Annotated in this window: 25 protein-coding genes and 1 pseudogene; 8 read left to right on the plus strand and 18 right to left on the minus strand. The window is 72.3% G+C overall.

Annotated features, from left to right (window positions below; genetic code table 11):
* A partial coding sequence (locus Q1N79_RS04460; RefSeq protein WP_300604780.1) for a hypothetical protein occupies positions 1-206 on the plus strand: 206 nt, incomplete at its 5' end.
* Here Q1N79_RS04460 and Q1N79_RS04465 read toward each other — a convergent pair.
* On the minus strand, positions 168-1,355 hold the full coding sequence (locus Q1N79_RS04465) for an SPFH domain-containing protein (protein ID WP_300604783.1): 1,188 nt from the start codon (positions 1,353-1,355) through the stop codon (positions 168-170). The genes Q1N79_RS04460 and Q1N79_RS04465 overlap by 39 nt on opposite strands.
* Positions 1,356-1,357: 2 nt before the next feature.
* On the minus strand, positions 1,358-1,789 hold the full coding sequence (locus Q1N79_RS04470) for an NfeD family protein (protein WP_300604786.1): 432 nt from the start codon (positions 1,787-1,789) through the stop codon (positions 1,358-1,360).
* Positions 1,790-2,116: 327 nt separating this feature from the next.
* On the opposite strand from Q1N79_RS04470, the gene Q1N79_RS04475 reads away from it, so the two are divergent.
* From Q1N79_RS04475 to Q1N79_RS04485, 3 genes are all read left to right on the plus strand, one after another.
* Positions 2,117-3,997, plus strand: coding sequence for a hypothetical protein (locus Q1N79_RS04475; RefSeq protein ID WP_300604789.1), 1,881 nt, complete (start codon positions 2,117-2,119; stop codon positions 3,995-3,997).
* Positions 3,998-4,281: 284 nt separating this feature from the next.
* Complete coding sequence (locus Q1N79_RS04480; protein WP_300604792.1) at positions 4,282-5,103, plus strand: PHP domain-containing protein; 822 nt, start codon at positions 4,282-4,284, stop codon at positions 5,101-5,103.
* A 30-nt stretch (positions 5,104-5,133) separates the two neighbouring features.
* Positions 5,134-6,036: a TIGR03854 family LLM class F420-dependent oxidoreductase gene (locus Q1N79_RS04485; protein ID WP_300604795.1), complete on the plus strand. Its 903-nt coding sequence runs from the start codon at positions 5,134-5,136 to the stop codon at positions 6,034-6,036.
* A 20-nt stretch (positions 6,037-6,056) separates the two neighbouring features.
* On the opposite strand, the gene Q1N79_RS04490 is transcribed toward Q1N79_RS04485, so the two are convergent.
* Positions 6,057-7,241: an alkaline phosphatase family protein gene (locus Q1N79_RS04490; protein WP_300604798.1), complete on the minus strand. Its 1,185-nt coding sequence runs from the start codon at positions 7,239-7,241 to the stop codon at positions 6,057-6,059.
* 132 nt (positions 7,242-7,373) lie between these two features.
* Here Q1N79_RS04490 and Q1N79_RS04495 point away from each other — a divergent pair, with 132 nt between their 5' ends.
* Together Q1N79_RS04495 and Q1N79_RS04500 are read left to right on the plus strand one after the other, a co-directional pair.
* Positions 7,374-8,852, plus strand: coding sequence for a DNA-3-methyladenine glycosylase 2 family protein (locus tag Q1N79_RS04495; protein ID WP_300604845.1), 1,479 nt, complete (start codon positions 7,374-7,376; stop codon positions 8,850-8,852).
* Entirely contained in the window at positions 8,849-9,406 is a 558-nt protein-coding gene (locus Q1N79_RS04500; RefSeq protein ID WP_300604801.1) for a methylated-DNA--[protein]-cysteine S-methyltransferase, read from the plus strand. Before Q1N79_RS04495 ends, Q1N79_RS04500 begins: the two co-directional genes overlap by 4 nt.
* Positions 9,407-9,447: 41 nt before the next feature.
* Here Q1N79_RS04500 and Q1N79_RS30560 read toward each other — a convergent pair.
* Positions 9,448-9,537 (minus strand): annotated as a pseudogene (locus Q1N79_RS30560) (DUF397 domain-containing protein); the annotation flags it as partial.
* Between the two features lie 143 nt (positions 9,538-9,680).
* Between Q1N79_RS30560 and Q1N79_RS04510 the strand changes: the two are divergent.
* Entirely contained in the window at positions 9,681-10,181 is a 501-nt protein-coding gene (locus Q1N79_RS04510; protein ID WP_300604804.1) for an NUDIX hydrolase, read from the plus strand.
* On the plus strand, positions 10,181-10,660 hold the full coding sequence (locus Q1N79_RS04515; protein WP_300604806.1) for an MgtC/SapB family protein: 480 nt from the start codon (positions 10,181-10,183) through the stop codon (positions 10,658-10,660). The genes Q1N79_RS04510 and Q1N79_RS04515 overlap by 1 nt, the downstream gene beginning before the upstream one ends.
* Here the strand turns inward: Q1N79_RS04515 and Q1N79_RS04520 are convergent.
* From Q1N79_RS04520 to Q1N79_RS04585, 14 genes are all read right to left on the minus strand, one after another.
* Entirely contained in the window at positions 10,654-11,073 is a 420-nt protein-coding gene (locus tag Q1N79_RS04520) for a YccF domain-containing protein (RefSeq protein ID WP_300604809.1), read from the minus strand. The genes Q1N79_RS04515 and Q1N79_RS04520 overlap by 7 nt on opposite strands.
* 9 nt (positions 11,074-11,082) lie before the next feature.
* Entirely contained in the window at positions 11,083-11,334 is a 252-nt protein-coding gene (locus tag Q1N79_RS04525) for a DUF2277 domain-containing protein (protein ID WP_300604811.1), read from the minus strand.
* A 30-nt stretch (positions 11,335-11,364) separates the two neighbouring features.
* The gene (gene dapB, locus Q1N79_RS04530; RefSeq protein WP_300604814.1) at positions 11,365-12,117 is read right to left on the minus strand and encodes a 4-hydroxy-tetrahydrodipicolinate reductase; all 753 of its coding nucleotides are present in this window, start codon (positions 12,115-12,117) and stop codon (positions 11,365-11,367) included.
* Positions 12,118-12,132: 15 nt separating this feature from the next.
* Positions 12,133-13,473 (minus strand): pitrilysin family protein, encoded by a 1,341-nt coding sequence (locus Q1N79_RS04535; RefSeq protein ID WP_300604817.1) that lies wholly within the window; start codon positions 13,471-13,473, stop codon positions 12,133-12,135.
* The gene (locus Q1N79_RS04540; RefSeq protein ID WP_300604820.1) at positions 13,474-15,870 is read right to left on the minus strand and encodes a polyribonucleotide nucleotidyltransferase; all 2,397 of its coding nucleotides are present in this window, start codon (positions 15,868-15,870) and stop codon (positions 13,474-13,476) included. It abuts the gene before it with no gap.
* 357 nt (positions 15,871-16,227) lie between these two features.
* Positions 16,228-16,497 (minus strand): 30S ribosomal protein S15, encoded by a 270-nt coding sequence (gene rpsO / locus Q1N79_RS04545; RefSeq protein WP_300604823.1) that lies wholly within the window; start codon positions 16,495-16,497, stop codon positions 16,228-16,230.
* A 132-nt stretch (positions 16,498-16,629) separates the two neighbouring features.
* Positions 16,630-17,574 (minus strand): bifunctional riboflavin kinase/FAD synthetase, encoded by a 945-nt coding sequence (locus Q1N79_RS04550; RefSeq protein ID WP_300604826.1) that lies wholly within the window; start codon positions 17,572-17,574, stop codon positions 16,630-16,632.
* A 647-nt stretch (positions 17,575-18,221) separates the two neighbouring features.
* Entirely contained in the window at positions 18,222-18,725 is a 504-nt protein-coding gene (locus tag Q1N79_RS04555; RefSeq protein WP_300604828.1) for a DinB family protein, read from the minus strand.
* Between the two features lie 36 nt (positions 18,726-18,761).
* Positions 18,762-19,931 (minus strand): acyl-CoA dehydrogenase family protein, encoded by a 1,170-nt coding sequence (locus tag Q1N79_RS04560; protein ID WP_300604831.1) that lies wholly within the window; start codon positions 19,929-19,931, stop codon positions 18,762-18,764.
* The gene (gene phaZ / locus Q1N79_RS04565; protein ID WP_300604833.1) at positions 19,924-20,790 is read right to left on the minus strand and encodes a poly(3-hydroxyalkanoate) depolymerase; all 867 of its coding nucleotides are present in this window, start codon (positions 20,788-20,790) and stop codon (positions 19,924-19,926) included. The genes Q1N79_RS04560 and phaZ overlap by 8 nt, the downstream gene beginning before the upstream one ends.
* 21 nt (positions 20,791-20,811) lie before the next feature.
* On the minus strand, positions 20,812-22,563 hold the full coding sequence (locus Q1N79_RS04570; RefSeq protein ID WP_300604836.1) for an alpha/beta fold hydrolase: 1,752 nt from the start codon (positions 22,561-22,563) through the stop codon (positions 20,812-20,814).
* Between the two features lie 13 nt (positions 22,564-22,576).
* On the minus strand, positions 22,577-24,070 hold the full coding sequence (locus Q1N79_RS04575; protein WP_300604839.1) for a long-chain fatty acid--CoA ligase: 1,494 nt from the start codon (positions 24,068-24,070) through the stop codon (positions 22,577-22,579).
* 91 nt (positions 24,071-24,161) lie between these two features.
* On the minus strand, positions 24,162-25,319 hold the full coding sequence (locus Q1N79_RS04580; protein ID WP_300604842.1) for a tetratricopeptide repeat protein: 1,158 nt from the start codon (positions 25,317-25,319) through the stop codon (positions 24,162-24,164).
* Positions 25,320-25,346: 27 nt separating this feature from the next.
* A partial coding sequence (locus Q1N79_RS04585) for a 26S protease regulatory subunit (RefSeq protein ID WP_367185029.1) occupies positions 25,347-26,427 on the minus strand: 1,081 nt, incomplete at its 5' end.

Raw genomic sequence — 26,427 nt, forward strand, 5'->3', positions numbered from 1 at the left:
CCGACGCCAACGCCAACGCCAACGCCGGTCCGGCCGCTGCCGACGCGCGCCGTGCGCCCGCCCCGCCCAGCGTGACGCCGGTGGCCGTGGCCCGGGTCCCGGCCCATGGTTCCCGGCGCACCCGGCCCCCCAGGGTGGTGGTCCTCGCCGCGCTTATCGCCGTGGCGCTAGTCGTCCTCGCCACCGTGGTCGCGCTCGTCTCCTGAACCTCCTGAGCGGGAGTCGATGTCGCCAGGCGGCAGGGCAGCACCATTCGCGGCGCTGCTCGCGACGCCGTTGCCCGGGGCAACCTGGCCGGGAACGCCGATCCCGGCCGCCGTCAGCGCCGCTGCCGCGCGCTGGCCGGCCGCCATGGCGGCGGCCGCCGCGGCAGGGGTGACCGCGGCGCCCTCGCTCGCGCCCTCGTCAACGGCGACGGCATCGGCGACCACCGGTTCGGCCGCGCCGGAAACCCCGCCGGCCGGCCCATCCCCGGCTGCCGCTCCGCTGAACGCCGATGTCACCGCCTTCAGCGCGGTCGTCACCTCGCTGGGGATGACCCAGAACGTGTTGCCTGCCCCCTGGGCTAGCTGCGGCAGTGTCTGCAGGTACTGGTAGGCGAGCAGCTTCGGATCGGGGTCGTTGCGGTGGATCGACTGGAACACGTGCGAGATCGCCTGCGCCTGGCCTTCTGCGCGCAAGATGGCCGCCTGCTTGTCGCCCTCGGCGCGCAAGATGGCGCCCTGCTTGTCGCCGTCGGCGGTCAGGATCGCGGACTGCCTGGTCCCCTCGGCGGTGAGGATCGCGGCGCGCTTCTCGCGCTCGGCGCGCATCTGCTTCTCCATCGCGTCCTTGACCGACTTCGGCGGGTCGATCGCCTTGATCTCCACGCGGGTGACGCGGATCCCCCACTTACCCGACGCATCGTCGAGAACCCCGCGCAGCAGCGTGTTGATCTTGTCGCGCGACGTCAGTGTCTGCTCCAGGTCCATCGACCCGATCACGCTGCGCAGCATCGTGGCGGTGAGCTGCTCGATCGCCTGGATGTAGTTGACAATCTCGTAGTCCGCCGCCTTCGGGTCCGTCACCTGGAAGAACAGCACGGTGTCGATCTGCACGACCAGGTTGTCCTCGGTGATCACCGGCTGCCCCGCGAACGAGACCACCTGCTCCCGCAGGTCGATCAGGGGCTTGACCCGGTCCACGAACGGGATGATGAAGTTCATCCCTGGCTCGAGCGTCTTTCTGTAGCGCCCGAAGCGCTCGACGTTCCGCGCGCGCGCCTGCGGAACGATGCGGATCGACCGCATCACCGTCACCAGGACGACGAGGGCGATGACCACGGCAATGATGATCTCCGCGAGGATTACGGCCATGGCTACTCCCGGGGGTAAACGAGGGCGGTAGCGCCCTCGATCTGCATGACATCGACCATGTGGCCGACGGGGATGACGAGGGTCTCGTCGTAGGAGCGCGCCGACCACACCTCACCGCCGATGCGGACTCGCCCGCTCTGCCCGGTGACCTCTTCGAGCACGCTGGCGGACCGCCCGACGAGGGCGGCCGGGCCGGTCTTGAGCAGCGGGGGCTGCTTGATATGACGCCTTGCGATCGGAAGGACGAAGCCGAGCCCCGCCCCCGACGCCACCACGAACGCGAGCAACTGGAAGGGCAGCGCGACATGCAGCGCACCAACCCCGGCGGCCACCAGCGCGCCCACCGCGATGATGCCAAGCGCGAACGTGGTGGTCATCAGCTCGGCCACGCCGAGCACCGCCGCCACGATCAGCCAGACGATCCATGCCAGCATGGCCGCTCCGCAGGCGAACTTCCCGAGCGGCGCCCGTGCGCCGCAAAAGCCGTTGGCCCGGGCAAAATGCTCGTGCCTTGCTACCAAGGGTAACCTGCTCCGCTAACGTCGCACCAGCAGGACTCACGGCCGCCGCCCGCCGAAATAAAGGTGGTCGAACCGGGGCAATTGTCCGGCTGCGACCGTCCGCACGGCCCCGCCCGCCTACACTCGTATGGGGGGCGAGTGCCACAGGCTGGTTCCAGACGCCGACCAGTCGGTGCTCAACATGCGCAGCGGATGGCCGCCGCTGCCACGCCGAGCAGGTCAGTGTCCAGGAGGTACCGGGTGAATCGTCGGGACAGCGGACCCGGCCGGGGCACGCAGAGCCGGGCCGCGGACGGCGGGTATCCCGATGGCGACGGCTACGCGGACGGTTACGGGTACGACGCGTACCTGGACGCGGGCGCCTATTCCGTCGACCCCGGTTACCGTGCCTACGCTGGGGGAAGCCCCCGCTCGGCAGAATTCCCCGCCGGCCCGCCGCGCTCGCGCCCGGACCGAACCTCGCCGCCCCGCCCGGGGTTCCCGCCCCGGCCGTCCCGGCAGGGGGGACCACGAGAGCAGTTCGCCTACGCCCGCCCGTGGCAGGGGGCCGCCACGGAGGACGCACCGCCAGGCCCCGGCCGGCCGAGGCCGCGCCCGGCCGCGGGCCGGTACCGGCCGATGGGCGCGAACCGTCCGCGCCCCCCCGCGGCCGATTCGGCTTTCATCCCGAACGAACCGTGGGTTCCCGGAGGTGCCCGCCCCACTCCCCCGCGTGGCCCGCGCCCGCGACCGCAAACTAGCGGGTTCCACGGTCCGCAGCCGGGCGGGGGCGCCCCGAGCGCCGACGGGCAAGACCCCTGGCAGCCAGCGGGGTGGCCTGGCCGGCCTGACGCCGGGTTCGGGCCAGGGCAGCCGGGCCAGGGGCAGCAGTACGGGCCGGGGACGCCCCACTACGGACCTGGGCACCACGGATCCGCCCAGCATGAGCCCGGCCACTACGGACAGGGACAGTACGGCCCCGGGCAGCCGGGTGCTGAGCAGTACGGCCCCGGGCAGCCGGGTTCTGCGCAGTACGGCCCCGGGCAGAGCTGGCCGGGGCAGCCCGGTTCTGAGCACTACGGCCCGGGGCAGTACGTGCGGGGCCGCCAGTACGGCCCTGGTCAGTACGGCCCTGGGCAGTACGGACCGGGGGCGGGTCCCTATGGTCCCGCTGCACAGCCCCATCCTGGCGCGGACCCGTACGCTCCTGGCGGCTACCGGTACGGCCGGGGAGCCGGCCACTTCGGCCAGGAGCCCGACCCGCGGGGACGCGGCGCGCCAGGTCCGGGGTACGGCCAGCCGCCGAGGGATTGGGCTGGTCCCGGGCCGATGGGACCGGGGCAGGCGGGTCCCGGGCAGCCAGGCGGCGGCCCCGGCTACTACCCTCCCGGCCAGTACGGGCCGGGACAGCCCGGTCCTGACCAGTACCGCCAGCGCCCCGACAGGGCGGGCACCGGCCGATGGGAACCCGGCGGGGACCAGGGATCCGGCTGGCCGGGGCCGGGGCCGGGGCCGGGTCAGCGGTCAGGCCAGGAGCAGCGGCGGCCTGGCAGCGGACGGCTCGGCGAGCCCTCGCCCGGCGGCGCCACGCACCCCGGCCCCCATGACACCGGCGCGTGGCAGAACGCGGGCCCGCTCATCAGGCAACGCGACAGCGCGCTGCCCGATCCGCCGCCGACCGGCAAGGGCGCGATCGCCTCGATAGAAGCGGACAACGTCGCCGCGTTCGCCCGCGACTTGCGCGTGCTGCGCTCCAAGGCCGGGCTTGACTATCCCGAGATGGCGGAGAAGTCGCACTACACGATGCGGACGCTGGCCTCGGCGGCGGGCGGGCTCAGGCTGCCCACGCTGCCGGTGCTCATCGCCTACGTCAAGTCCTGCGGCGGCGATGCCGCCGAGTGGGAAGAGCGCTGGGGGAAGCTGATCAGGTCAGGGAAGAAGGGCCAGGTCGCGTTGCCTGCCGGCGGCTCGGGCGCGTCCCACGGCGAGTCCGGCGGCACCGCCGGCGGACTGCCCGCCGAGGGTCGCGGCGGCTACGGCACGCCGGGCTTTCCAGGTGCCGGCCCGGACCCGCAGGGCCCGCCCAGTTCCGGCGAGGTCTACGTCATCACGTCAGCCCCGCCACGCGACGACCGCTGGTAGGAGCCGGCCCACTCCTGCCCGGTCGCTACGTGCCGTTCATGCGACTTCGCACACTCTGTGACCTTTTGCGGGTCCGTTTTGGGCGATTTGTCCATGCAAGGAGTGTGCGAAGTGGACGGGAGGGGCCTGTGTGACGGAGGATGCTTGCGCCGGAGGTGCTGGGGCGCCGCAAGTGACGGCGGGTGCTCGCGGGGGACGCGCGACCGCGGGGGACGGGGACGCGCGGCCGCCGGGGGACACGCGCGGGCGCGGGGGCGTGACCTTGGCATGAAAGAATTAGCAGCGTGCTGCCTGCGGACAATCACGTACACACGGAATGGTCGTACGACACCTCGCATGAGGCGTCGATGACCCGCAGTTGCGAGCAGGCCCTGGCCATCGGGCTGCCGGCGATCGCGTTCACTGAGCACCTGGAGTTCACCGCCGGCCGCGAGGGCGACGCGATCGCCGGCGTCGCGACCGACGCGCGCTGGTGGAGCCGGATCAAGCCGCTGGACGTCACCGGCTACCTTGCCGCCGTGCAGGAGTGCCGGGAGCGCTTTCCTGAGCTGCGCATCCTGTCTGGCGTCGAGGCCGGGGAGGCGCACCTGTTCGCGGCGAGCGCGGGCGCGATCGTGCGCGGCCGGGCCTTCGACCGCGTGCTCGGGTCGGTGCACGCCGTCCCCTACAAGGGAAAGCTCGTGGCGGCCGACGCGCTGTTCGGCTCGATGCCCGACCACGACGTGATGGGGTACTACTTCGCGGAGATCCTGCGGCTGATCGAGGACAGCGACCTGTTCGAGGTGCTCGCGCACGTCGACTTTCCCCGCCGCTACTGGCCTAAGGGGCCGCACCTGTTCAGGGAGGAGGACTTCGAGGAGGAGTACCGGTGGGTAATGCGGGCGCTCGCGCAGACCGGGCGGGTGCTCGAGATCAACACGAAGACCCCGCTGGCTTCGGTCGCCATGGTGCAGTGGTGGCGGGCCGAGGGCGGGACGGCGGTGTCGTTCGGCAGCGACGCGCACCTGCCGCGGCGGGTCGGCGACCGCTTCAAGCTCGCGGTCGACGTGGTCGAGGCCGCGGGCTTCAAGGCCGGCCGCGACCCCTACGATTTCTGGCGGGTCTGAACAGGCGCCACCTGGCGTTCGGGATAAAAAATGAAAGTCCGGATCGGAATCTCCCTCGGTGCCAGCGCGGAGCCGTCCCGCTTCGCCGCGGCCGTCGACCTGCTCGAGGCGGCCGGGATCGACTCGCTCTGGGTGCCCGAGCACGTGTACGGGCCGACGGTCGAGCCGTTCACCGCGATCGCGTTCGCGCTGGCCCGGACGCGGCGGCTGAAGGCGGGCAGCGGGATCTCCGTGCTGCCCGGACGGCACCCGGTGCTCGTGGCCAAGCAGCTCGCGTCGCTGGCGGGGCTCGCGCCGGGGCGGGTGCTGCCGGTGTTCGGGTTGCGGCCCGCGGCCGCCGCCGAGCGGGACCTGTTCCCCGTGCCGGCCGGGGAGCGGGCGGCGGTTTTCGACGAGGCGCTCGTCCTGCTGCGGCAGCTGCTGACGTCGTCTTCGGTGTCGTTCACCGGGCGGTTCTTTTCGGTGTCGGGCGCGTCGGTGGGGCCGCCGCCTGGCAAGCCGCTTGACATCTGGCTTGGCGGGTCCGCGCCCGCCGGGCTGCGGCGGGTGGGGCGGCTCGCGGACGGCTGGCTCGGGTCGCTGCTCACCCCGGCCGAGGCCGCCGCCGCGGTGCGCGTCATCCAGGACGCCGCGGCCGGGGCGGGGCGGGAGGTGGACCCCGACCACTTCGGGATCAGCCTGCCGGTCGCGCTGCCCGGGCTTGACGGGCTGCCGGCCGGGCTGCTCGCCTCGATCGGGCAGCGGCGGCCGGGGACGGACCCCGGGTCGCTCGTCCTTGACGGGTGGGCCGGCGCCCGCCGCGGAATCGAGGCGTACGTGGCCGCCGGGCTGAGCAAGTTCGTCGTCCGGCCGGCGTCCGGCGCTGATTCGGCCGGGTCGTTCGAGTCATTCGTCGCCGGCTTCGCCCGCGAGCTTGTGCCCCTGCAGACCTGAGCCGCCTCGCGTGGCGACGGCTAGCCGGTGAACACGTCCGTGCCGAACGACTTCACCTGCGGCATCGCCGCGTCGCCCAGGTGCGACAGGCCGAAGATGTCCTCGATCGTGCGCAGCATCGAGTAGTCGTTGTAGTCCACGGCCGACACCGTGCCCGGCCTGATGAACGGGGACAGCGCCACCAGCCCGACGTCGCCGCCGCCTGGCCCGCCGATGCCGGGCAGCGGGGTGTTCGGGTGCGAGGAGCTGACCCCGCTCGACTCCCCGCAGCACGCCGCGTCCGTGCTGCCCTCGTCGAACGTGATCAGGATCAGTCCGCCGTCCTTGTAGGCGGGCGAGGCCATGATCAGCGGCACCCAGTGGGCCAGGAACTTGTCGATCTGCGGCAGCCCGCCGGGCTGGCCGGTCACGCAGGGCACGTCGTGCCCGTCGTCGCACAGGTTGGGCGTGATCCACGAGAACGCCGGCGTGCTCGCGGCGGCCGACAGGTCGGACGGCAGCGGCCGCAGCGACAGGACGTGCGCCGCGCAGTACTTGACGTTCGCGGTCACCGAACGGAAGAACATGAACCCCTCGTGCCGCGCCGCGTACTGGTCGGTCTTGGTCGCGTCCTCGGTGTGATCGGCCCCCCACGTGGCCGGGTGCCCGCACGCCGGGCCCTGCGCGGTGGCCACCGTCCGGTCGCGGGCCGGGTCGTTCCCCATGTCCTCCAGGTACGCCTTCCAGGTCAGCCCCGCGTCCGACAGCTGGTTGCCCAGCGTCGGGACCGACGCGGGGAAGACGCACCCGCCTTCGGGTGCGAGCACCTGGTGGTAGGGGCCCACGATGTCGTCGGGCAGCGGCACCCAGACCGGGCAGTCCGCCTGGGTGAGCACGTTGGGCGCCTGGCCGGAGATCTGCGCGATGTAGTTGTCCGCGCTGTTGTGCCCGATCGCGTAGAAGTTCGTCAGCAGCGCGCCCTCGCTTGGCAGCGTCCGCGCCAGGTACGGGTCGGCCGCCGAGTCGCCGAAGCTCTGCGTGTACCCCTCGTTCTCAAGCTCGATGACCCACACGTGCCTGATGTCCGACAGCCGGAACGCCTCGTGCGCCGCGGCGGGCGCGGGCGCCGCCGGCTGCGCGGCGGCGCCCCCCGCCAGCGCCACGGCCAAGGCGACCGCCGCCGCGCCGGCGACCGCCAGCCGGCCCCAGGGCAGAACAACGCGCATCGGTGACCCCCACGCGGAAAAATCGGCGATGCCAACCGATAGCGTCGCATACGCGCGCGCCCAGCCCAAGGGGCCACGATGTCCGATTTCCGCTAGAGTCACCCCGTGGCGGGTGGCACAGTGGTAACCGTGATGGACGACCAGCAGCGCTACCAGGCCGCGGCCAGCAAGGACGCGCGGTTCGACGGGGTGTTCTTCACCGCCGTGCTCAGCACGGGCATCTACTGCCGCCCGTCCTGCCCGGCCATCACGCCGAAGCAGGCGAACGTCCGGTTCTACTCGACGGCCGCGGCCGCGCAGGAGGCCGGATTCCGCGCCTGCAAGCGATGCCGCCCGGACGCGTCCCCGGGCTCGCCGGAATGGAACATCCGCGCGGACGTCACCGCCCGCGCGATGCGGCTGATCGCCGACGGCATCGTGGACCGCGCGGGGGTCGGCGGCCTGGCCAGCCAGCTGGGCTACGAGCAGCGCCAGGTCCGCCGCCTGCTGACGGGGGAACTCGGCGCCGGCCCGCTCGCGCTCGCGCGGGCGCAGCGGGCGCAGACCGCCCGGATCCTGGCCGAGACGACCAAGCTGCCGATGGGCGACATCGCGTTCGCGGCCGGCTTCGCCAGCATCCGCCAGTTCAACGCGACGATGCTGGCGGTCTTCGACACGCCGCCGACCCTGCTGCGCGAGCGCGCGGCCAGGCACGCCGCGCCCGCGCCGCCTGGCGTGATACGCCTGCGCCTGCCGTACCGGCCGCCGATCGACATCGGCCGGATGTTCGGCTTCCTCGCCGCGCGCGCGATCCCCGGGGTGGAAGAGGTGACCGCCGGCGCATACAGGAGGACAATCGCTCTCCCGAACGGTCCCGGCATCCTCTCGCTGCGCCCGGCTCCCGCGGCGAGCTTCGTGGAGTGCGATCTTGAGCTTGATGACCTGCGTGACGTCACCGCCGCGGTGCAGCGGTGCCGGCGCCTGCTCGACCTGGACGCGGACCCGGTCGCCGTCTCGTGTTGCCTGGCCCGCGACAGCGTCCTCGGACCGCTGGCGCGGGCCTGCCCGGGACGGCGCTCGCCCGGGCACGTGGACGGCGGCGAGGTCGCGCTGCGGGCCGTCCTCGGCCAGCAGGTCTCCGTCGCCGCCGCGCGGCGGCTCGGGGCGCGGCTGGCCGCCGAATACGGCAAGCCGCTGTCGGCACCCAGCGGGTCGCTGACGCACTTGTTCCCTGACGCGGCGACGATCGCCGCGGCGGACCCCGCCGCGCTGCCGGTGCCGCGCTCTCGCGCCGCGGCGCTCGTCGGACTGGCCGCGGCGCTCGCGGCCGGGGACATCCGGCTGCACCCGGGCGCGGACCGCGACCAGGCGACCGCCAGGCTGCTCGCGCTGCCGGGCATCGGCCCGTGGACCGCGTCCTACATCCGGATGCGCGCGCTGTCCGACCCCGACACGTTCCTGCCGTCGGACGCGGGCGCGGTGCGGGCACTGCGCCGGCTCGGTGCCGACGGCGGCGGCGCCGGCGGCGCCGCGGAGGCGGCGGAGCGCTGGCACCCGTGGCGCTCCTACGCGCTGCACCACCTGTGGGCTTACATCGAACAACCGACACCGCAAGGGGCAACCTCACCATGATCACCCCGTTCCTGCCGGCCGACGTGGTTCCCGCCGCGCCGACCGAATACGACGTCATCGACTCCCCCGTGGGCCGGCTGCTGCTGACCGGCGGCGACCGCGCGCTGAGCGGGCTGTACCTGCTGGACGCGGGCGAGCATTCCGCCGCGATCCGGCCAGGGTGGATCCGCCGCCGCGGCGGGTTCGCCGCGGCGGCCGAGCAGCTCGCCGGGTACTTCGCCGGCGAGCGCACCGAGTTCGACCTGCCGCTCGCGCCGCGCGGCACGCGGTTCTCCCTCGCCGTGTGGGAAGAACTCGCCGGCATCCCCTACGGCAAGACGGTCAGTTACGGGCAGATCGCCGCCGCGCTCGGCAAGTCCCCGGTGGCCGCGCGCGCGGTCGGGCTGGCCAACGGGCGCAACCCGATCTCGATCATCCTGCCCTGCCACCGCGTGATCGGCGCGGACGGATCGCTGACCGGCTACGGCTGGGGCCTGGACTGCAAGGAGTGGCTGCTGCGCCACGAAGGCGCGCTGGGCGCGCAGGCGTCGGCCGCGCAGGCCGCGCTCTGGTGACGCCGTCAGGTGCGCGGCTCAGGCAGCGGTGGCAGGTTCCCGTCCTCGTCGAGGTCGAACTCGCCGTCCTTCACGCCGAGCACGAACGCGTCCCACTCCGCCTCGGTGAAATACAGCTTGCCGGCCTCTGGCTTGGCGGCATCGAACATCACGTACAGCTTGCTTTCGCCGGCCTTGTGCGGCGCGCCGGACGTGTCGGTCGTGACGATGACCTCCACCCGGCTTTCCTCGTCCATCCCCATGGGGAAAGGCTACTACCGGTTAGTCTGGCGGCGTGACGTTCACCGACGAGGCCGTGTGGTACGCGTCGCTGCCGACCGCGTACGGGACGGCGGCGGCGCTGATCAGCGCGCCAGCTGGGGAAGTGCTGCTGGTCAAGCCGAACTATCGCGCGCACTGGTCGCTGCCGGGCGGCATCCTGGAAGACGGTGAGCCCCCGCACGCCGGCTGCGCGCGGGAGGTGCGCGAAGAACTCGGCATCGACGTGCCCGTGGGCCCGCTGCTTGCCGTCGACTGGGTCGCCCCGGAAGGGCCGCGCCCGAAGCCGATGATCGCGTTCGTCTTCGACGGCGGCGTGCTCGCCGACCCGTCGGCCATCGTGCTGCAGGAGGCGGAACTCGACGAGTTCCGGTTCGTCCCGCCGTCCGCCGTGCCCGGCTACCTGCCCCCGCCCATGGCCCTACGGGTGGCTGCCGCCGTCACTGCCCGGGGTTCCGGCGCGGCCGCGTCCTACGGCGGCGCCGTCTACGTGCCGACGGTCCGCGGGGCCGGGTGATGGCACTGAGCTGGGCCGACACTGGTCACCTGGTCATCGCCATGGCGCTTACCTACCTGCTGGGCTTCGAGCGGGACCTGCGCGGCGCGCCGACCGGAGACCGGGTCTTCGCCCTGGTCGGCACGGGCGCCGGCGTCATCGGGATCATCGCGGCGCACGGCGCGCCCAACGTGCTGGCGGGCGCGATCACCGGGATCGGCTTCATCGGCGGCGGCCTGGTGCTCCACCAGGCGCTCGGCGGGCAGCAGGTCGTGATGGGCCTGACCACCGCGGCCGCCATCTTCGCCGCCACCGCGATCGGCGCCGCGGCCGGCCAGGGGCGGCTGCTGGTCGCCGGGGCGGCGACCGCCCTGGTGCTGTTCGTGCTCGAGATCCGCCACATTAGGGTGCTGAGCATGCTTGACGGCCGCCGATGGGCGCGGCACTTCCATGACGACGAGGAGTACGCGCGGAAGGACCCGCCGCCAGGAGGTCAGTAGGCGGCGGCGCCGTGGTAGCCGGGGTACAGCTCGCCTGACGGGACGATCCGCACCCCGAGCGGCACGAGCGAGATCGGGATCATCTTGAAGTCGGCCAGGCCGAGCGGGATGCCGATGATCGTCAGGCACAGCGCGATGCCGCTGGTCAGGTGGCCGATCGCGAGCCACCAGCCGATCAGGATGATCCAGATGACGTTGCCGATCACCGACGCGATGCCCGCGTCGCGCCGCCAGACTATCGACCGGCCGAACGGCCAGAGCACGTACGCGGCGATCCGCCACGCGGCGATCCCGAACGGGATCGTGATGATCAGGACGAAACAGATGATCCCCGCGAGAAAGTACAAGATCGCCATCCACCACCCGCACAGGATCAGCCAGATGATGTTGAGGATAAGCCGCATGACCCCCATGACTAGTGACTACCCGCAAGCGCCCGTGGCATGCCGTGACCGGGATAACACCTTGGCCTGGCGCACCTCGAGCGAGGCGAGCAGCCGGCCTGTCGCGGCGGTGATCTCGTCGACGGCCGCCTCGAAGGCGGCGGCGTTGCGGGCGGCGGGCGCCCGGAATCCGCTGATCTTCCGCACGTACTGGAGGGCGGCGGCGCGGATGTCGGAGTCGGTCACCTGGTCCGCGTAGGGCGGGCGCAGGGTCTTGATGCTGCGGCACATACCCGCGAGACTACGCGCCCGCCGCGGCGGTCACGGAACCTCGTCGAGTCCGAGCAGCGGCTCGACGCCGACGGTCAGGCCGGGCGGCAGCGACGCCACGCCGCGGACCGCGAGCAGCACGCCTGGCATGAAGGAGGCACGGTCCAGCGAATCGTGCCTGATCGTCAGCGTCTCCCCGTGCCCGCCGAACAGCACCTCCTGGCGCGCGACCAGCCCCGCCAGCCGGACCGAGTGCACGTGCACGTCGTCGACCGACGCGCCGCGCGCGCCGGCCAGCTGCCGCTCGGTGGCGTCCGGCGGCGCGCCGAGCCCGGCCTTGGCCCTGGCCTCGCCGATCAGCCCCGCCGTCCGCAGCGCGGTCCCCGACGGCGCGTCCAGCTTGGACGCGTGATGCAGCTCGATGACTTCGGCGGACTCGAAGAACCGGGCCGCCTGGGCGGCGAACCGCATCATGAGAACCGCGCCGATCGAGAAGTTGGGCACGACAAGCACCCGGACGCCGGGAACCGCTTCCGTCCAGGACCGCACCTGCGCCAGCCGGTCATCGCCGAACCCGGAGGTGCCGACGACGGCGGTCAGGTGGTGCCCGACGCACCAGCGCAGGTTGTCCATCACCGCGCCGGGGTGGGTGAAGTCCACGACGACGTCGCAGCCGGCCAGCGGGTCGAGCCCGTCGCCGTGGTCGACCTGCGCCGCGAGCCGCATGTCCGGCGCGGCCTCGACGGTCGCGCATACCTCGCGGCCCATCCGCCCTCGGGCCCCCAGCACGCCGACGCCGATCATCGCTGGCCTCCCGGGCTAGCCGAGCGAACCCGTGAAGGCGTCCGCATCGTCGAAGGGGCCGACGACGGCCAGCGCCTTCGGCCGGGTCAGCACGTCGGCGGCGATCGCGCGCACGTCGTCGTGGGTGACCGCCTCGACGGCGGCGAGCACCTCGTCGACCGGCTCGAGCCTGGGGTAGACCAGCTCGGACTTGCCGAGCCGGGTCATCCGCGAGGACGGGTCCTCAAGGCCGAGCACGATCCCGCCGCGGACCTGGCCCTTGCCGCGCTGCAGCTCGGCGTCGGACAGCCCGCCCGCGACGACCTTGGCTATCTCGTCGGCGCAGATCGACAGCACCTCGTCGGCCTTGGACGGCAGGCAGCCCACGTAGATCCCCCACAGCCCGGTGTCGGCGTGCTGGGCGGAGAAGCTGTAGACCGAGTACGCCAGGCCGCGCTTCTCCCGGACCTCCTGGAACAGCCGGGACGACATGCCGCCGCCGAGCGCCGCGTTGAGCACGCCGAGCGCGAACCTTCGCTCGTCGGTCCTGGCCAGCCCCTCGCAGCCGAGCACGAGGTTGGCCTGCTCGATTGACCGCGACACCAGCTTCACGCCTGTCCCGGCCGCCGGCCCGTAGCCGTCCCACAGGCCGCCGGAGCCGCGCAGCCGCGGCGGGGCGGGCTCGGCAGCGTCGGCGTCGGCGAGCACCGGGCCGAACGCCGCCTGGATGCCGGCCACCAGAACGTCGTGGTCCAGGTTGCCGGCCGCGGCCACCACGAGGTGCGGTGGCGTGTAGCGGGCGACGTAGTGCTCGTAGATCTGCTCCCTGGTGATCGCGTTGATCGAGTCGACGGTCCCCAGGATCGGCCGGCCGAGCGGCGTGTCCCCGAACAGGTGCGTGGTGAACGCCTCGTGCACCGAGTCCGCGGGGTCGTCCTCGTTCATGGCGATCTCTTCGAGCACGACGTTCCGCTCGGCGTCGACATCGCGCGGCGCGATCAGCGACGCGGTCACCATGTCGGACAGCACGTCGATCGCCAGCGGCAGGTCGGCGTCGAGCACCCGCGCGTAGTAGCACGTGTACTCCTTGCCGGTGAACGCGTTCATCTCACCGCCCACCGCGTCCATCTCGGACGAGATCTCCAGCGCGGTCCGCTTGCGCGTGCCCTTGAACAGCAGGTGTTCCAGGTAGTGCGTCGCGCCCGCATGCGCGGTGTCCTCGTCCCGCGACCCGACGCCGACCCAGATGCCCAGCGCCACCGACCGCACCGCGGGCAGGAACTCCGAGACCACGCGCAGGCCGCCCGGGAGGACCGACGTGCGCACCGCAGACTGGCTGGCGGCTTCAGGGGAACTAACGGTCCGTTCGGTACCCATTTATTCGTGGTGCCCACGAGAGCGGTGCCGGATGCGGCGGGAACCGTCGCCTTCCCCTCGCTCCCCACGGTCACCCCGGTCGCCGCGGTCGTAACGGTCGCCGCGGTCGCGCGGCGGCCTGTCGCCGCGGTCCCCGCGCTCGCCGCGGTCCCCGTGCGACTCCCCGCCTGACAGGTCCTCGCCGGCCGCCTCCCGCTCAAGCACCTCGACCGGGACAAGCGACAGCTTGCCGCGGTCGTCGATCTCGCGGATCTCGACCTGGATCTTGTCGCCGACATGGATCACGTCGTCGATGTTCTCGATCCGCTTGCCGCCGTGCAGCTTGCGGATCTGCGTGACGTGCAGCAGCCCGTCCTTGCCCGGCAGCAGCGACAGGAACGCGCCGAACGTCGTCGTCTTCACGACCGTGCCGAGGAACCGCTCGCCGACCTCGGGGACATGCGGGTTGGCGATCGCGTTGATCGCCGACCTGGCGGCCTCGGCGGACGGGCCGTCGGTCGCGCCGACATAGATCGTGCCGTCGTCCTCGATCGTGATCTCGGCGCCCGTCTCATCCTGGATCGAGTTGATCATCTTGCCCTTCGGGCCGATGACCTCACCGATCTTGTCCACCGGGACCTTCAGCGTGATGATCCGCGGGGCGTACGGCGACATCTCGCCCGGCTCGCTGATCGCCTCGCGCATCACGCCAAGGATCGTCAGCCGCGCGGCGCGGGCCTGCTTCAGCGCGGCGCCGAGCACGGAGGCGGGGATGCCGTCCAGCTTGGTGTCGAGCTGCAGCGCGGTGACCACCTGCTCGGTGCCGGCCACCTTGAAGTCCATGTCGCCGAACGCGTCCTCGGCGCCGAGGATGTCGGTGAGCGTGACGTACTGGCCGCCCTCGTTGATCAGGCCCATCGCGATGCCCGAGACCATGTCCTTCAGCGGCACGCCCGCGCTGAGCAGCGACATCGTCGAGGCGCAGACGCTCCCCATCGAGGTCGAGCCGTTCGAGCCGATCGCCTCTGAGACCTGCCTGATCGCGTACGGGAACTCCTCGCGCGTCGGCAGCACGGGGATCAGCGCGCGCCCGGCGAGCGCGCCATGGCCGATCTCGCGGCGCTTCGGCGACCCGACCCGGCCGGTCTCGCCCGTCGAGTACGGCGGCATGTTGTAGTTGTGCATGTAGCGCTTGGTGCGCTCAGGGTTGAGCGTGTCGATCATCTGCTCCATGCGCAGCATGTTCAGCGTGGTGACGCCGAGGATCTGGGTCTCGCCGCGCTCGAACAGCGCGCTGCCGTGCACCCGGGGCAGCACGCCGACCTCGGCGGCCAGCGGCCGGATGTCGGTGAGGCCGCGGCCGTCGATGCGCAGGCCGTCCCTGATGATCCGCTCGCGGACCAGCTTCTTGGTCAGGCTCCGGAAGGCCGCGCTGATCTCCTTCTCGCGGCCTTCCTCGCCGAAGTGCTCGGCGAGCCGTTCCTGCGCCAGGGCCTTCACCCGGTCCTGCTCGGCCTCGCGGTCGTGCTTGCCCGCGATCGTCAGCGCCTTGGCGAGCTCGTCGGAGACCGCGTTGCTCACGGCCTCGTAGACGTCCTCGGTGTAGTCGACGAAGACCGGGAAGTCGGCGGTGCCCGCCGGGCTGATGCCCGCCTCGGCCGCCTCGGCGGCGAGGATCGTCTGCGCCTCGCACAGCGCCGCGATGAACGGCTTGGCGGCCTCGAGCCCCTCGGCGACGGTCTCCTCGTCGGGCGCGACCGCGCCGGACGTCTCCGCATCGGCGAGCAGCTTCAGCGTCTCCGGCGTGGACTCCGCCTCGACCATCATGATCGCGACGTCGCCGTCCTCAAGCACCCGGCCCGCGACCACCATGTCGAACGTCGCCTGGCCGAGCTGGTCGTACGTCGGGAACGCCACCCACTGGTCCTTGATCAGGGCGACCCGGACACCGCCGATCGGGCCGGAGAACGGCAGGCCCGCCAGCTGGGTCGACATGGACGCGGCGTTGATCGCCACCACGTCGTACATGTCCCGCGGGTCAAGCGCCAGAATCGTCTCGACGATCTGGATCTCGTTGCGCAGGCCCTTGACGAAGCTCGGGCGCAGCGGCCGGTCGATGAGCCGGCAGGTGAGGATCGCGTCCTCGGACGGACGGCCCTCGCGGCGGAAGAACGAGCCGGGAATCCGGCCCGCCGCGTACATCCGCTCCTCGACGTCGACGGTGAGCGGGAAGAAGTCCAGGCCTTCCTTCGGCTGCTTGCTGGCGACGGTGGCGGACAGGACGACGGTCTCGTCGTCCAGGATGGCCAGTGCCGAACCCGACGCCTGACGGGCCAGCCTGCCCGTCTCAAACCTGATTTTGCGTACGCCAAACTCGCCGTTGTCGATGACGGCTTCGGCGCTCTTCACACCCTTCACGGGTGAGACCTCCTTGCGGTAGATCCCGCACCCACCCGCCGCCGTGCCATGGTCGGCTCTGGCGCCCGCTTTGTGTTCGGAGTGTTCCAGGCTAGCTAGTTGTGCTCCAGCGGGGACGCCGGCCGGTCTTCGATCGAAGCCCTCGGGTCGGGAGTCGCCTTAACGCGATTGCCGCGCTGCCAGCGCTGCCGCGGCGAGGACCCGGGGACCACTACCGAGGACCGGCCCAGGCGCTCGGCCGGGGGCTACGGGATGTGCTTTATCGCTTCTCTTCTGTTATCACGCGGGCCAGAGCCAACGTTACCGGCCCGCAGTCACCGGGTCCAGCAAGCGCGACCCGGCGGGAACGCACCTGCGTTACCTGCGCAGACCCAGCCGCTCGATCAGCGTGCGGTAGCGGGTGATGTCCGTGTTGCGCAGGTAGGTCAGCAGCCGACGGCGGCGGCCCACCAGCAGCAGCAGGCCGCGCCGGCTGTGGTGATCGTGCTGGTGCACCTTCAGGTGCTCGTTCAGGTCGTTGATCCTGCGGGTCATCAGCGCGATCTGGACTTCCGGCGAACCGGTGTCACCCTCACTGGTCGCGTACTCCGCAAAGATCTGCTTCTTGACTTCGGCGTCGAGCGGCACGTGGCTCCTTAGGCTTTGGTGAGATGGTTTCCCCGCGGGACGGCCACTTGAGGGTGCAGCACATCCCGGCCGGTCGTGACCGGCAGCGTTTCACAGTACCACGAGCGCGGGCCTGCCTGCTGCTATGCGCTGCTATGCGGTGAGGCCGCGCGCCTGCTCGACGTCCCGGCACATCTGCTCGACCAGCGCGTCGACCGAGTCGAAGCGGCGGATGCCGCGCAGCCGGATGGTGAAGTCGATCGCCGCGTGCACGCCGTACAGGTCGAGGTCGTCGCGGTCGAGCGCGTACGCCTCGACCGTCTGCTCCCCCTCGCCGAACGTCGGGTTCGTGCCGATGGAGATCGCCGCCGGCCACCGCTGCACGTCACGGCCGTCGGCGTCCAGGCTGGCCAGCCACCCGGCGTAGACCCCGTCCGCGGGGATCGCGGTATGCGGCGGCATCTCCAGGTTCGCCGTCGGGAACCCGAGCGCGCGGCCGCGCTGGTGGCCCCTGACCACGACACCCTCCACCCGGTGCGGCCGGCCGAGCACCGTCGCGGCCGCCGCCACGTCGCCGGCCGCGAGCAGCTGCCTGATCGACGTCGACGAGGCGGTCACGCCGTCGGCGACCAGCAGCGGCAAGGCCTCGGTGGTGAAGTCGTACTTCTCACCGAGCTTCGCGAGCAGCTGGACGTCGCCCGCGGCCTTATGACCGAACCGGAAGTCCTCGCCGACGACGACCGCCGCCGCGTGCAGGCCTTCGACGAGCACGGTGCGCACGAACTCGTCGGGGTCGAGCCGGGAGAATTCCAGCGTGAACGGCAGCACGCAGACGGCTTCCGCGCCGAGGCTGGCGAGCAGTTCGGTGCTGCGGCGCGCGGAGGTGAGGAACGGCGGATGGCTGCCCGGCCTGACCACCTCGTCCGGATGCGGATCAAAGGTGACCACCACGACGGGCAGGTTCCGCTCCCGGCCGAGCTGCGCCGCACGGGCCACGATGCGCTGGTGGCCCCGGTGCACGCCGTCGAACTTGCCGATCGTGACGACGGACTCGCCCCAGCCAGCGGGCACATCGTCAAGGCCGTACCAGCGGTACACGACTCTTCGCTCCTCCTTCGCTCCGGATTAAGCCTAGCCATCCCCGGTGCGGCCCCGCGCTCAGGTCACAACCGGCCGAGGATGCCGGGCGCTTGCGGCCCTGATTCCGCCCCGGTGGGGCACTTGGCGCCCGTCCCCGCATGACACGCCGTGTGCCGGGTTGACAACAAGATCAGGGCCCGCGGCCCCTTGCGGGTCGCGGGCCCTGATGCCGGCTGGCGGGTGCGGGCTGGGTACTCACGCGGTTGCCCGGGCGGCCGGGCGCAGCGGCGGGCAGGCCCGGGCGGAACCCGATCAGACGAGGCCAGTTAAGGGGCTGCGTCGCCGCTCCCTCAGGTGCATGTCACCTGGACAGCTGATGTGCGTGTGAGCAGTGCGACAAGGGCGCGGCCGGCTGGCCGGGGCGCGGGCGGCTGGCCGGCGGGCGTCTCAGATAGTGGGACGGCACCGGGAACTTAGGACCCGGGCCGCAGCTTTATTGCCCGTTTTATACCGATTTCCGCATGCCGCTCGGCTCCTATCTTGGCCAGCGCCCGCGGACCGCGCCCGGTATGGGTGGTTTGTCCGTCGGCAGGCTGGGCGGCTTAAGTTCCTGGCATTGCAATAGGCTTGGCGCTGGGGGCCCCGCCGCCAGCCCGGGCGGGCGGTCACACGCCGGTCGCGCCGTCGATGCGCTCGCGCAGCAGGTCGGCGTGGCCGAGGTGGCGCGCGTACTCCTCGATCATGTGCAGGTAGATCAGGCGCAGCGACATCGTCTGGCCGTTGTGGCTGAACGTCGCCTCAAGCGGCGCGTTCGCGGCGGCGGCGTCGGCGAGCTTCCACTCCTGCGTGAACCGCGCGTAGTCGGCGGCCGCCCGCGCCGGGTCGGCCGCCGTGAACGCGGCGTCCCGCTCGTAGGCGTCAGGGACGAGCTCGTCGGCGAACCGCTGCCGGAACCAGGTGCGTTCCACCCGGGTCATGTGCCGGATCAGCCCGAGCAGGGACAGGTCAGAGGGCGGCACGGAGCGCTGCGCCAGCTGCTCGCCGGTCAGCCGCTGGCACTTGTACAGCAGCGTCGCCCGGTGCCAGTTGAGGAACGCCTGCAGCATGGCGCGCTCGCCGGCTGCCAGCGGCACGTCGGGCCTGGTCACCTCGGGTGCTGTCCAGGGCACGGCACCATCATGTCAAAAACCCGCGCCGGGCAGCGTTCAGACGAAGGCGGACAGGCCGGTGATCGCCCGGCCGACCACCAGGGTGTTGATCTCGCGGGTGCCCTCGTAGGAGTAAATCGCCTCGGCGTCGGCCACGAACCGGCCCACCTGGTGCTCGAGCAGGATCCCGTTGCCGCCGAGCAGCTCGCGCGCGTAACCGACGGTCTCCCGCATCCGCACCGTGCAGAACGCCTTGGCCAGCGCGGAGTGCTCGTCGCGGGCCTCGCCCGCGGCCTGCAGCTGGGCGAGCCGCGCGCACATGCACGCCGACGCGGTGATGTTCGCCAGCATCCGCACGAGCAGGTCCTGCACGAGCTGGAAGCCCGCGATCGGCCTGCCGAACTGCTCGCGCTCCTTCGCGTACGCCAGCGCGTGCTCGTAGGCGCCCATCGAGCAGCCGACCGCCTGCCAGGCCACGCCTGCCCGGGTGAGCCGCAGCACCGCGGCGGTCTGCCGGAAGGACGTCGCCTGCTGCAGGCGGTTAGCCTCGGGGACCCGGACGCCGTCCAGCGTGATGTAGGCGTTCTGCACGACGCGCAGCGCGATCTTGTCCTTGATCTTGGTGGTGGACAGGCCAGGCGTCCCCTTCTCGACGACGAACCCCTTGACCTGGCCGTCGCCGACGTCACGCGCCCAGATGATGATGTAGTCGGCGAAGGTCGCGTTCCCGATCCACTTCTTCTGGCCGTCGATCACCCACTCGTCGCCCTCCCGCCTGGCGGTCGTCGTGAGCCCGCCGGCCACGCCGGAGCCGACGTCCGGCTCGGTCAGCCCGAACGCGCCGATCTTCTCGAGCCGCGCCATCGGGGGCAGCCAGCGTTCCTTCTGCTCAGGCGAGCCGCACAGGTAGACCGACCCCATCGCCAGCCCGCTGTGCACGCCCATGAACGTGGACATGGAGGGGTCGGACCTGGCGATCTCCATCGCGAGCACCCCGTCGAGCAGCGGGCCGCCGCCGGGGCAGCCGTAGCCCTCGTAGGCGACCCCGGTGATGCCGAGGGCGGCGATGCCAGGGATGAGCTCGAAGGGAAACTCCTCGCGCGTCCACAGCCGGTTGATGACCGGCTCCACCTCCTTGGCCATGAAGTCCCTGGTCCGCTGCACCGCGTCACGCCCGGCGCCGGTCAGCAGCTGCTCGATCCCGTAGAAGTCAGTGAAGTCACTCATCAGGCTCTCCAAGGAAACGTGCGATTACCGGTGCGTGCTCGGCCGCCTCGGTCACCAGGCCGAGGTGCCCGCCGTGGTAGACGTACAGCTGCGACCGGGGGATCAGCGCGTGCAGCAGCCGCGCGTTCGGCAGCGGGATCAGCGGATCGTCGTCACCCGACATGATCAGCGCGGGCTGGCGGATCAGCGGAAGGAACGGCACGCTCGTCCAGCCCGCCCCCGCGGCCAGCTGGTACAGGTAGCCCCTGGACGCGCCGACGCGGCTGTCGGCGTGCATGAACTCCCGTATCCGGTCCGGGTCCTGCCGCGCCGACCCGCCGTACAGCAGCGGCGCGACCGCGCGTAGGTAGCCGGGGTCCAGGTACCGGCGCGGCGTCACCATCTTGGCCAGCACGGCCGGCTTGGCCGGCACCATCAGCGCGCCGGTCGCCGTGCTCACGAGCACCAGCCGCCGGCAGCGGGCACGCTGGAACGCGGCGAAGTGCTGGGCAACCGCGCCGCCCCAGGAGATGCCGAGGACGTCGACGCGGTCGTAGCCGAGGACGGTGAGCATCCGCGCGATCGTCCGGCACAGGCCGCCGATCCGGTATGGCGCGGCGGGCGCGGGCGAGCCGCCCACGCCCGGCGGGTCGAAGCGGATCACCTCCGCCGGCGGCGGCAGCTCGTCCACGAACGGCTGCAGCAGCTCAAGGCTGGCGCCGATCCCGTTGATCAGCAGCAGCGGCACCGCCGCCCGCGCCGGTTCCCGCTGGCGGGAAAGCAGCGACCGCGGCGCGGGCGCGCTGGTCGTCACGTCGACCCGCAGGTGCCGCCCGTCGACGACGATGCTGCGCGTGGTGGGCGCGGCACGCCCGCGCACACGGGAGAAGGCAGGCATCCGCTACCGGTCCAGCACGTACCGGCCGGGAGCCGGGTCGCTCGGCGTGAACCCGTTCCCGCCGAGCGCGTCCGGCGCGTCCTTCGTCCCGCCGCCGCGCTCGGCGGCCCACGACGCGTAGTCGGCCCACCAGCTGCCCGGGCCTTCCGGGGTGGCGGCGAGCCAGTCCGGCGCCGAACCCGAGACGGGCGCGGCGCGGAACCGCGCCTTCGGGTTATCCGGCGGGTTGACCATGCACGCGATGTGCCCGCTTGTCGACAGCGCGAACCGCACGTCCCCGCCGAGCAGCTGGGCGCTGGCGTAGCACCCCTCCCACGGGCACAGGTGATCGGCGATCCCGGCCACCACGTACGCGTCCGCGGTCACCGCGGACAGGTCGACCGGCGTGCCCAGCATCGCCGCCGCCCCCGGCTTGGCGAGCGCGCGCGCCGAGAACAGCCGGATGAAGTCGGCGTGCAGGGCGGCCGTCATCCGGGTCGTGTCCGCGTTCCAGTACAGGATGTCGAACGGTTGCGGCGGCCGGCCGAGCAGGTAGTTGTTCACCCAGTAGTTCCAGATCAGGTCGTTGGGCCGCAGCCACGCGAACACCTCGGCCAGCGCCCGTCCGTCCAGGTAGCCGCGCGAGCGCGAGGCCGCCACGGCCCGGTCAAGGATCCGCTGTGACGCCAGCGCCGCGGGGCCGGGCGCCCCGGCCGCGCCGGGCGAGTCGAGCATCGTGACCCCGCAGAACAGCGACGCCAGCCCGCCCGAGCCCGGCTCGGCGCCCGCGCCCGTGCTCGCGAGGTGGGCGGCGACCATGGCGGACGCGATGCCGCCCGAGCACAGGGACACGATGCTCGCCTGCTCCGCCCCGCAGATCGTGCGCGCCGCGGACAGCGCCGACACGATCGCCTGCCCGTACGCGTCAAGGCCCCAGTCCCTGTGCCTGGCGTCGGGGTTGCGCCAGGAGATCACGAACACCTGGAAGCCCTGCCCGGCCAGGTACTCGATCATCGACCGGCCGGGGGCCAGGTCGGTGATGTAGAACTTGTTGATCATCGGCGGCACGATGACCAGCGGGAAGCGGTGCACCTGCGGGGTGGCCGGCCAGTACTGGATCAGCTCGCAGATCTCCGTCCGCCGCACGACGGCGCCCGGGGTGACCGCGAGATCGCGGCCGACCTCGAACGCGGCCGGGTCCACCATGGACGGAATCCGGGGCGGCTCGGCCATGTCCGCGGCGAAGGCGCGGAGCCCGCGGACCGCGCTCAGCCCGCCAGTGTCGATGACCGCCTTCCACGCGGCTGGGCTGAGCAGCGGGTTGTTGCTCGGCGCGAGGGCGTCGATGAGGTTGCCGACGACGAAGCGTGCCCGCTCGGCGTCCGCCCCCTCCAGGCGGGCGTCGGCTACCAGCGAGGTCGCGAACTCCCCGCCGGCCAGGTAGGCCTGCATGACCCGGCGCAGGACCGGGTTCGACGTCCAGGCCGGGTCGGCGAACCGGCGGTCCCGGCGGTCGGGCGCGATGTCCGAGCGGCCGGCCGCGATCGACCCAAGCTCGCCGGCCAGCCCGCCGACCCGGCCGGCTACCGCGCGGGGGCGGCGCGCCAGCCCAAGCCCGAGCCGCCCGGCGAAGCCGCCTGGCGCGAACCGGCGGAGCACGCCGAGGGCCGCGTCCGACAGCAGCAGGTCCAGGTAGGCGACGGCCTCCGCCGCGTTTTCCTGCTCCGTGCCGCCCCCGGACGGGGGCGCGGTCCCAGCCGTGGCCTCGCCGCTCATGCCCGCCCCCGGCTCACTGCTGCGGGGGCTTGACGCTGCGGCGCAGGATCTTTCCCGTCGGCCCCTTCGGCAGCTCGTCGACGAGCCAGACCAGGCGCGGGTACTTGTAGGCGGCGACCCGGTCCCTGGCGAACGCCTGCAGTTCGTCCACGGTTACGCTCGCGCCTGGCTTGAGCGCGACCGCCGCGCCGACCTCCTCGCCGAGTGAGTCGTGCGGGATCCCGACGACCGCGACCTCCCTGACCGCCGGGTGCTCGTAGAGCGCTTCCTCGATCTCGCGCGGGTACACGTTGTACCCGCCGCGGATGATCATCTCTTTCTTCCTGTCCACGATGAAGAAGTAGCCGTCGGAGTCAGTCCGCGCCAGGTCGCCTGTGCGGAACCAGCCGTCGGGAATCGCCTCCGCGGTCGCCTCCGGCCGCCCCCAGTAGCCCTTCATCACGTTGTGCCCGCGGATCGCGATCTCGCCGACCTCGCCGGCGGGCACGTCGGCGCCCGCGGAGTCCACCAGGCGCATTTCCACGCCCTCGATCGGCGTGCCGATCGAGCCCGGCTTGCGCTCCGCGTCCGGATGGTTGAACGAGGCGACGGGGGATGTCTCCGACAGCCCGTAGCCCTCAAGGATCATGCAGCCGAACGCCTCCTCGAACCCGCGAAGCACCTCCACGGGCAGCGCCGCGCCGCCGGAGACGCACACCCGCAGCGACGACACGTCGGCCTGGTCCCTGCCCGGGTGGTGCAGCAGGGCGGAGTACATCGTGGGCACGCCCTCGAAGACAGTCACCTTGTCGCGGCTGATCATCTCGAGCGCGGCGCCCGCGTCGAAGCGGGGGAGCAGGGTCAGGCAGGCGTGGCTGATCAGCGCCATATTGAGCCCGCAGGTCAGGCCGAAGACGTGGAACAGCGGCAGGCAGCCCATGACCACGTCGTCGGAGCCGGCGCGGAGCAGCGAGCGCGCCGTGATCTCCGCGTTGCGCCGCAGCCCGCCGTGGGTGAGCTGCGCGCCCTTCGGGGTGCCCGTGGTGCCGGAGGTGTACAAGATGACGGCGTCATCGTCATCGTCCTTGTCCGCCCAGTCGGCCGCCGGATCCATGCCGTCCCGCAGCGCCGCGGCATCCGCGTCCGCGACCGCGACGACCCGCACGCCCGCCTGGGCCGCGCCCTTGGCCGCCTCGCCCGCCGCCGGCTCCCAGGCGAAGATCAGCCCGGCCCCGGAGTCGCCCAGGTAATGTTCGACCTCGCGGCCCTTGAGCAGCGGGTTCATCGGCACGAGCACCGCCCCGGCGGCGAGCACGCCGTACGCGAGGACCGGGAACGCGGCCAGGTTCGGCAGCATCACGGCGACCCGGTCGCCGGCGGCGATCCCCTCCTTGCGCAGGAACGTCGCGACCTGTCCCGCCGCGGCCGTGAGGCCGGCGTAGGTCAGCGCCAGGTCGCCCTGCCTGATCGCCACGCGGTCGGCGTGCTCCGGGGGCGTGTCAGGCAGAACTCGTGCCAGGTTGGTCATTGCGCTGGCTCCCTTGCCGTCGCTTGGCCTGCTCTGGTGCCCATTGGATGCCCCTGTGGCCAGGCAAGTCAATACAGCGGGTCGCGGTGCGTCAGCGCCGCGTCGGGGAGCCCGCCCGGTTACCGCCGGCCGTGCCGCCAGCGGGACCGCCGGCGGGACCGCCGGCCGCGCCGCCAGCGGGGCCGCCAGGGGGACGGCCCGCTGGGGAGCCCTGCTGGTTCTTGCCGAGCGGCGAGCGCAGCCGGGCGGTGGCGGCTATCCGGGCGGCGATCGTGATGATGATCGCGACAGGCAGCGTCTGCGGCAGCTCGGCCGACGGGACGAACGCGACGGCCGCGAACGCGACCGCGACGCCGCCGACGGCGACCGCGAGCGCGGCCGCCACCCGGCGGGTGCGCAGCGTGCGGCCGACCAGGCGCCGCGCCTCCCGCGGCAGCCTCAGCACCATGACGAGGAAGCTCACCACGATCCCGACCGCGAGCACGCCGAAGCCGACGGCGAAAGGGAACCTGTCCACGTGCGCCACGGCGGGCACCCACAGCAGGATCAGCGCGATCAGCACGAAGATGTAGATCATCCGGGACACGGTGCGCAGGATGACCACGTCGATGTTCCTGCTGTAGATGTGCTCGCCTGGCGTGGCGCGGGCCGCGCTGATGAAGTGCCTGATCGCGCCCGCGGTGTCGTGCCGCCGCAGCCTGATCCGGCCCAGCTCGTTCATCGCCCCGCTGTGCACCGGGTCGAGCGCCAGCGCGCGCTCCTGGTGCTCGCGGGCGCCGTCCAGGTCCCCGCGGGCGAGCGCCACCTTGCCCGACAGGAAGTGCACGTCGGGCTCGTTCGGGGCGAGCCTGCGCGCCTCCGCCGCGGCCGTCGCGGCCAGGGCCGGCTGGGACGCGGCGAGCGCGGCCTGCGCGACGCAGACGTGGGTCTGCCAGTACGAGGGGGCGAGCCGCCGTGACTCGCTGGCCGCGCGCAGCGCCTCGGCGTGGCTGCCGAGGTGCATCAGCGCGTTGCTGGCAAGCCGGTGCGGCCACTCCTCGGTCGGCTCGATCGCCGCCGCCCGGTTGGCCGCGTCGACCGCGGCCTGGTAGCGGTCCGCGCCCAGATGCGCGCGGGCGAACAGGCACCAGGCCCGGCTGCTGCCAGGCTCGGCGGAGACCACACGGGCAAGCAGGCTCGAAGCCTCGTCATAGCGCCCGAGGTCGAGCATTGTGGCGGCGCGCGCCAGCTCCTGGGTGAGATCCGTCAAATCGCCAGTTCCGTCAGCAGGGGTCCGTCAAATCAGCCGGCGCTTCCGCAAATATGCGACCAGCTCATCGTATGCGCCCCCCTCGTTGGCGAACAGCGCGACGTTGCGCGCGGTGTCAAACCAGGTGCCAAGGGACGGCTTCACCTCGGCCACCGCCGCCTCCAGGTCAGCCTGCCCGATCAGCCGCGGCTCGCCGCGGCGCACCGAGTCGAGCAGCGCGCGTTCGGCGGCGGTCTCGCAGATGTGCGCGATGTCGGCGCCGGAGTACCCGTCGGTGATCTTGGCCAGCTTCGCCAGGTCGATCCCGGCGACCGGCCGCTCCCGCAGGTGGTAGCGGAAGACCCCCTCCCGCGCCGGCCCGTCGGGCGGCAGCACGAGCAGCGTCCGGTCGAACCGGCCGGGCCTGCGCAAGGCGGAATCCACGTCCCACGGGTGGTTGGTCGCCGCGAGCAGGAACACCCCCGTGTTGTCGTTCGCCACGTCGTCGAGCTCGAGCAGCAGCTGGTTCACGGCCGAACGCATCGGCGTGTTCCGCAGCTGCGAGCGCTTCTGCCCGATCGCGTCAACCTCGTCGAGGAACAGCACGCACGGGGCGTTGCGGCGGGCGACCTCGAAGAGCTCGTGGATGTTCCGCTCGCTGCGGCCGACGAACATGTCGACCAGGTCGGCGAACGAGACCGTGATGAACCGCGCGCCGAGCTCGCCGGCCACTGCGCGGGCGACGAACGTCTTGCCGCACCCCGGCGGCCCGTACAGCAGCAGCCCGCCGCGCAGCGACTTGCCGTAGAGCTTGCGCAGTTCCGGGTTGCGCATCGGCGCGAGGAACGCCGCCTCAAGCCGCTGCTTGACCTCGGTCATCCCGGCCACGTCGGCGAGCGTCAGCCCGGCGCCCTCCGCGTCGTAGGCGCGGGCCTCCTCGATCCCGGCCGAGGTGGATCCCGCGTCGTCGACGAACATCGACGGGAGCACGTCGCGCAGCTCGCTCTCGGCCTGCGACCAGTCGTAGCCCGCCGTCACGTCGTCGTCCGCCCGGTCGCCCGCCACGCCGCCGTCGCCGCCCGCGCCCCCGGCCGTGCCCGCACCGTCCGCGCCTCCGGCCGTGCCCGCG

It is taken from the genome of Trebonia sp. (assembly GCF_030042015.1).
Classification (GTDB): domain Bacteria; phylum Actinomycetota; class Actinomycetes; order Streptosporangiales; family Streptosporangiaceae; genus Trebonia.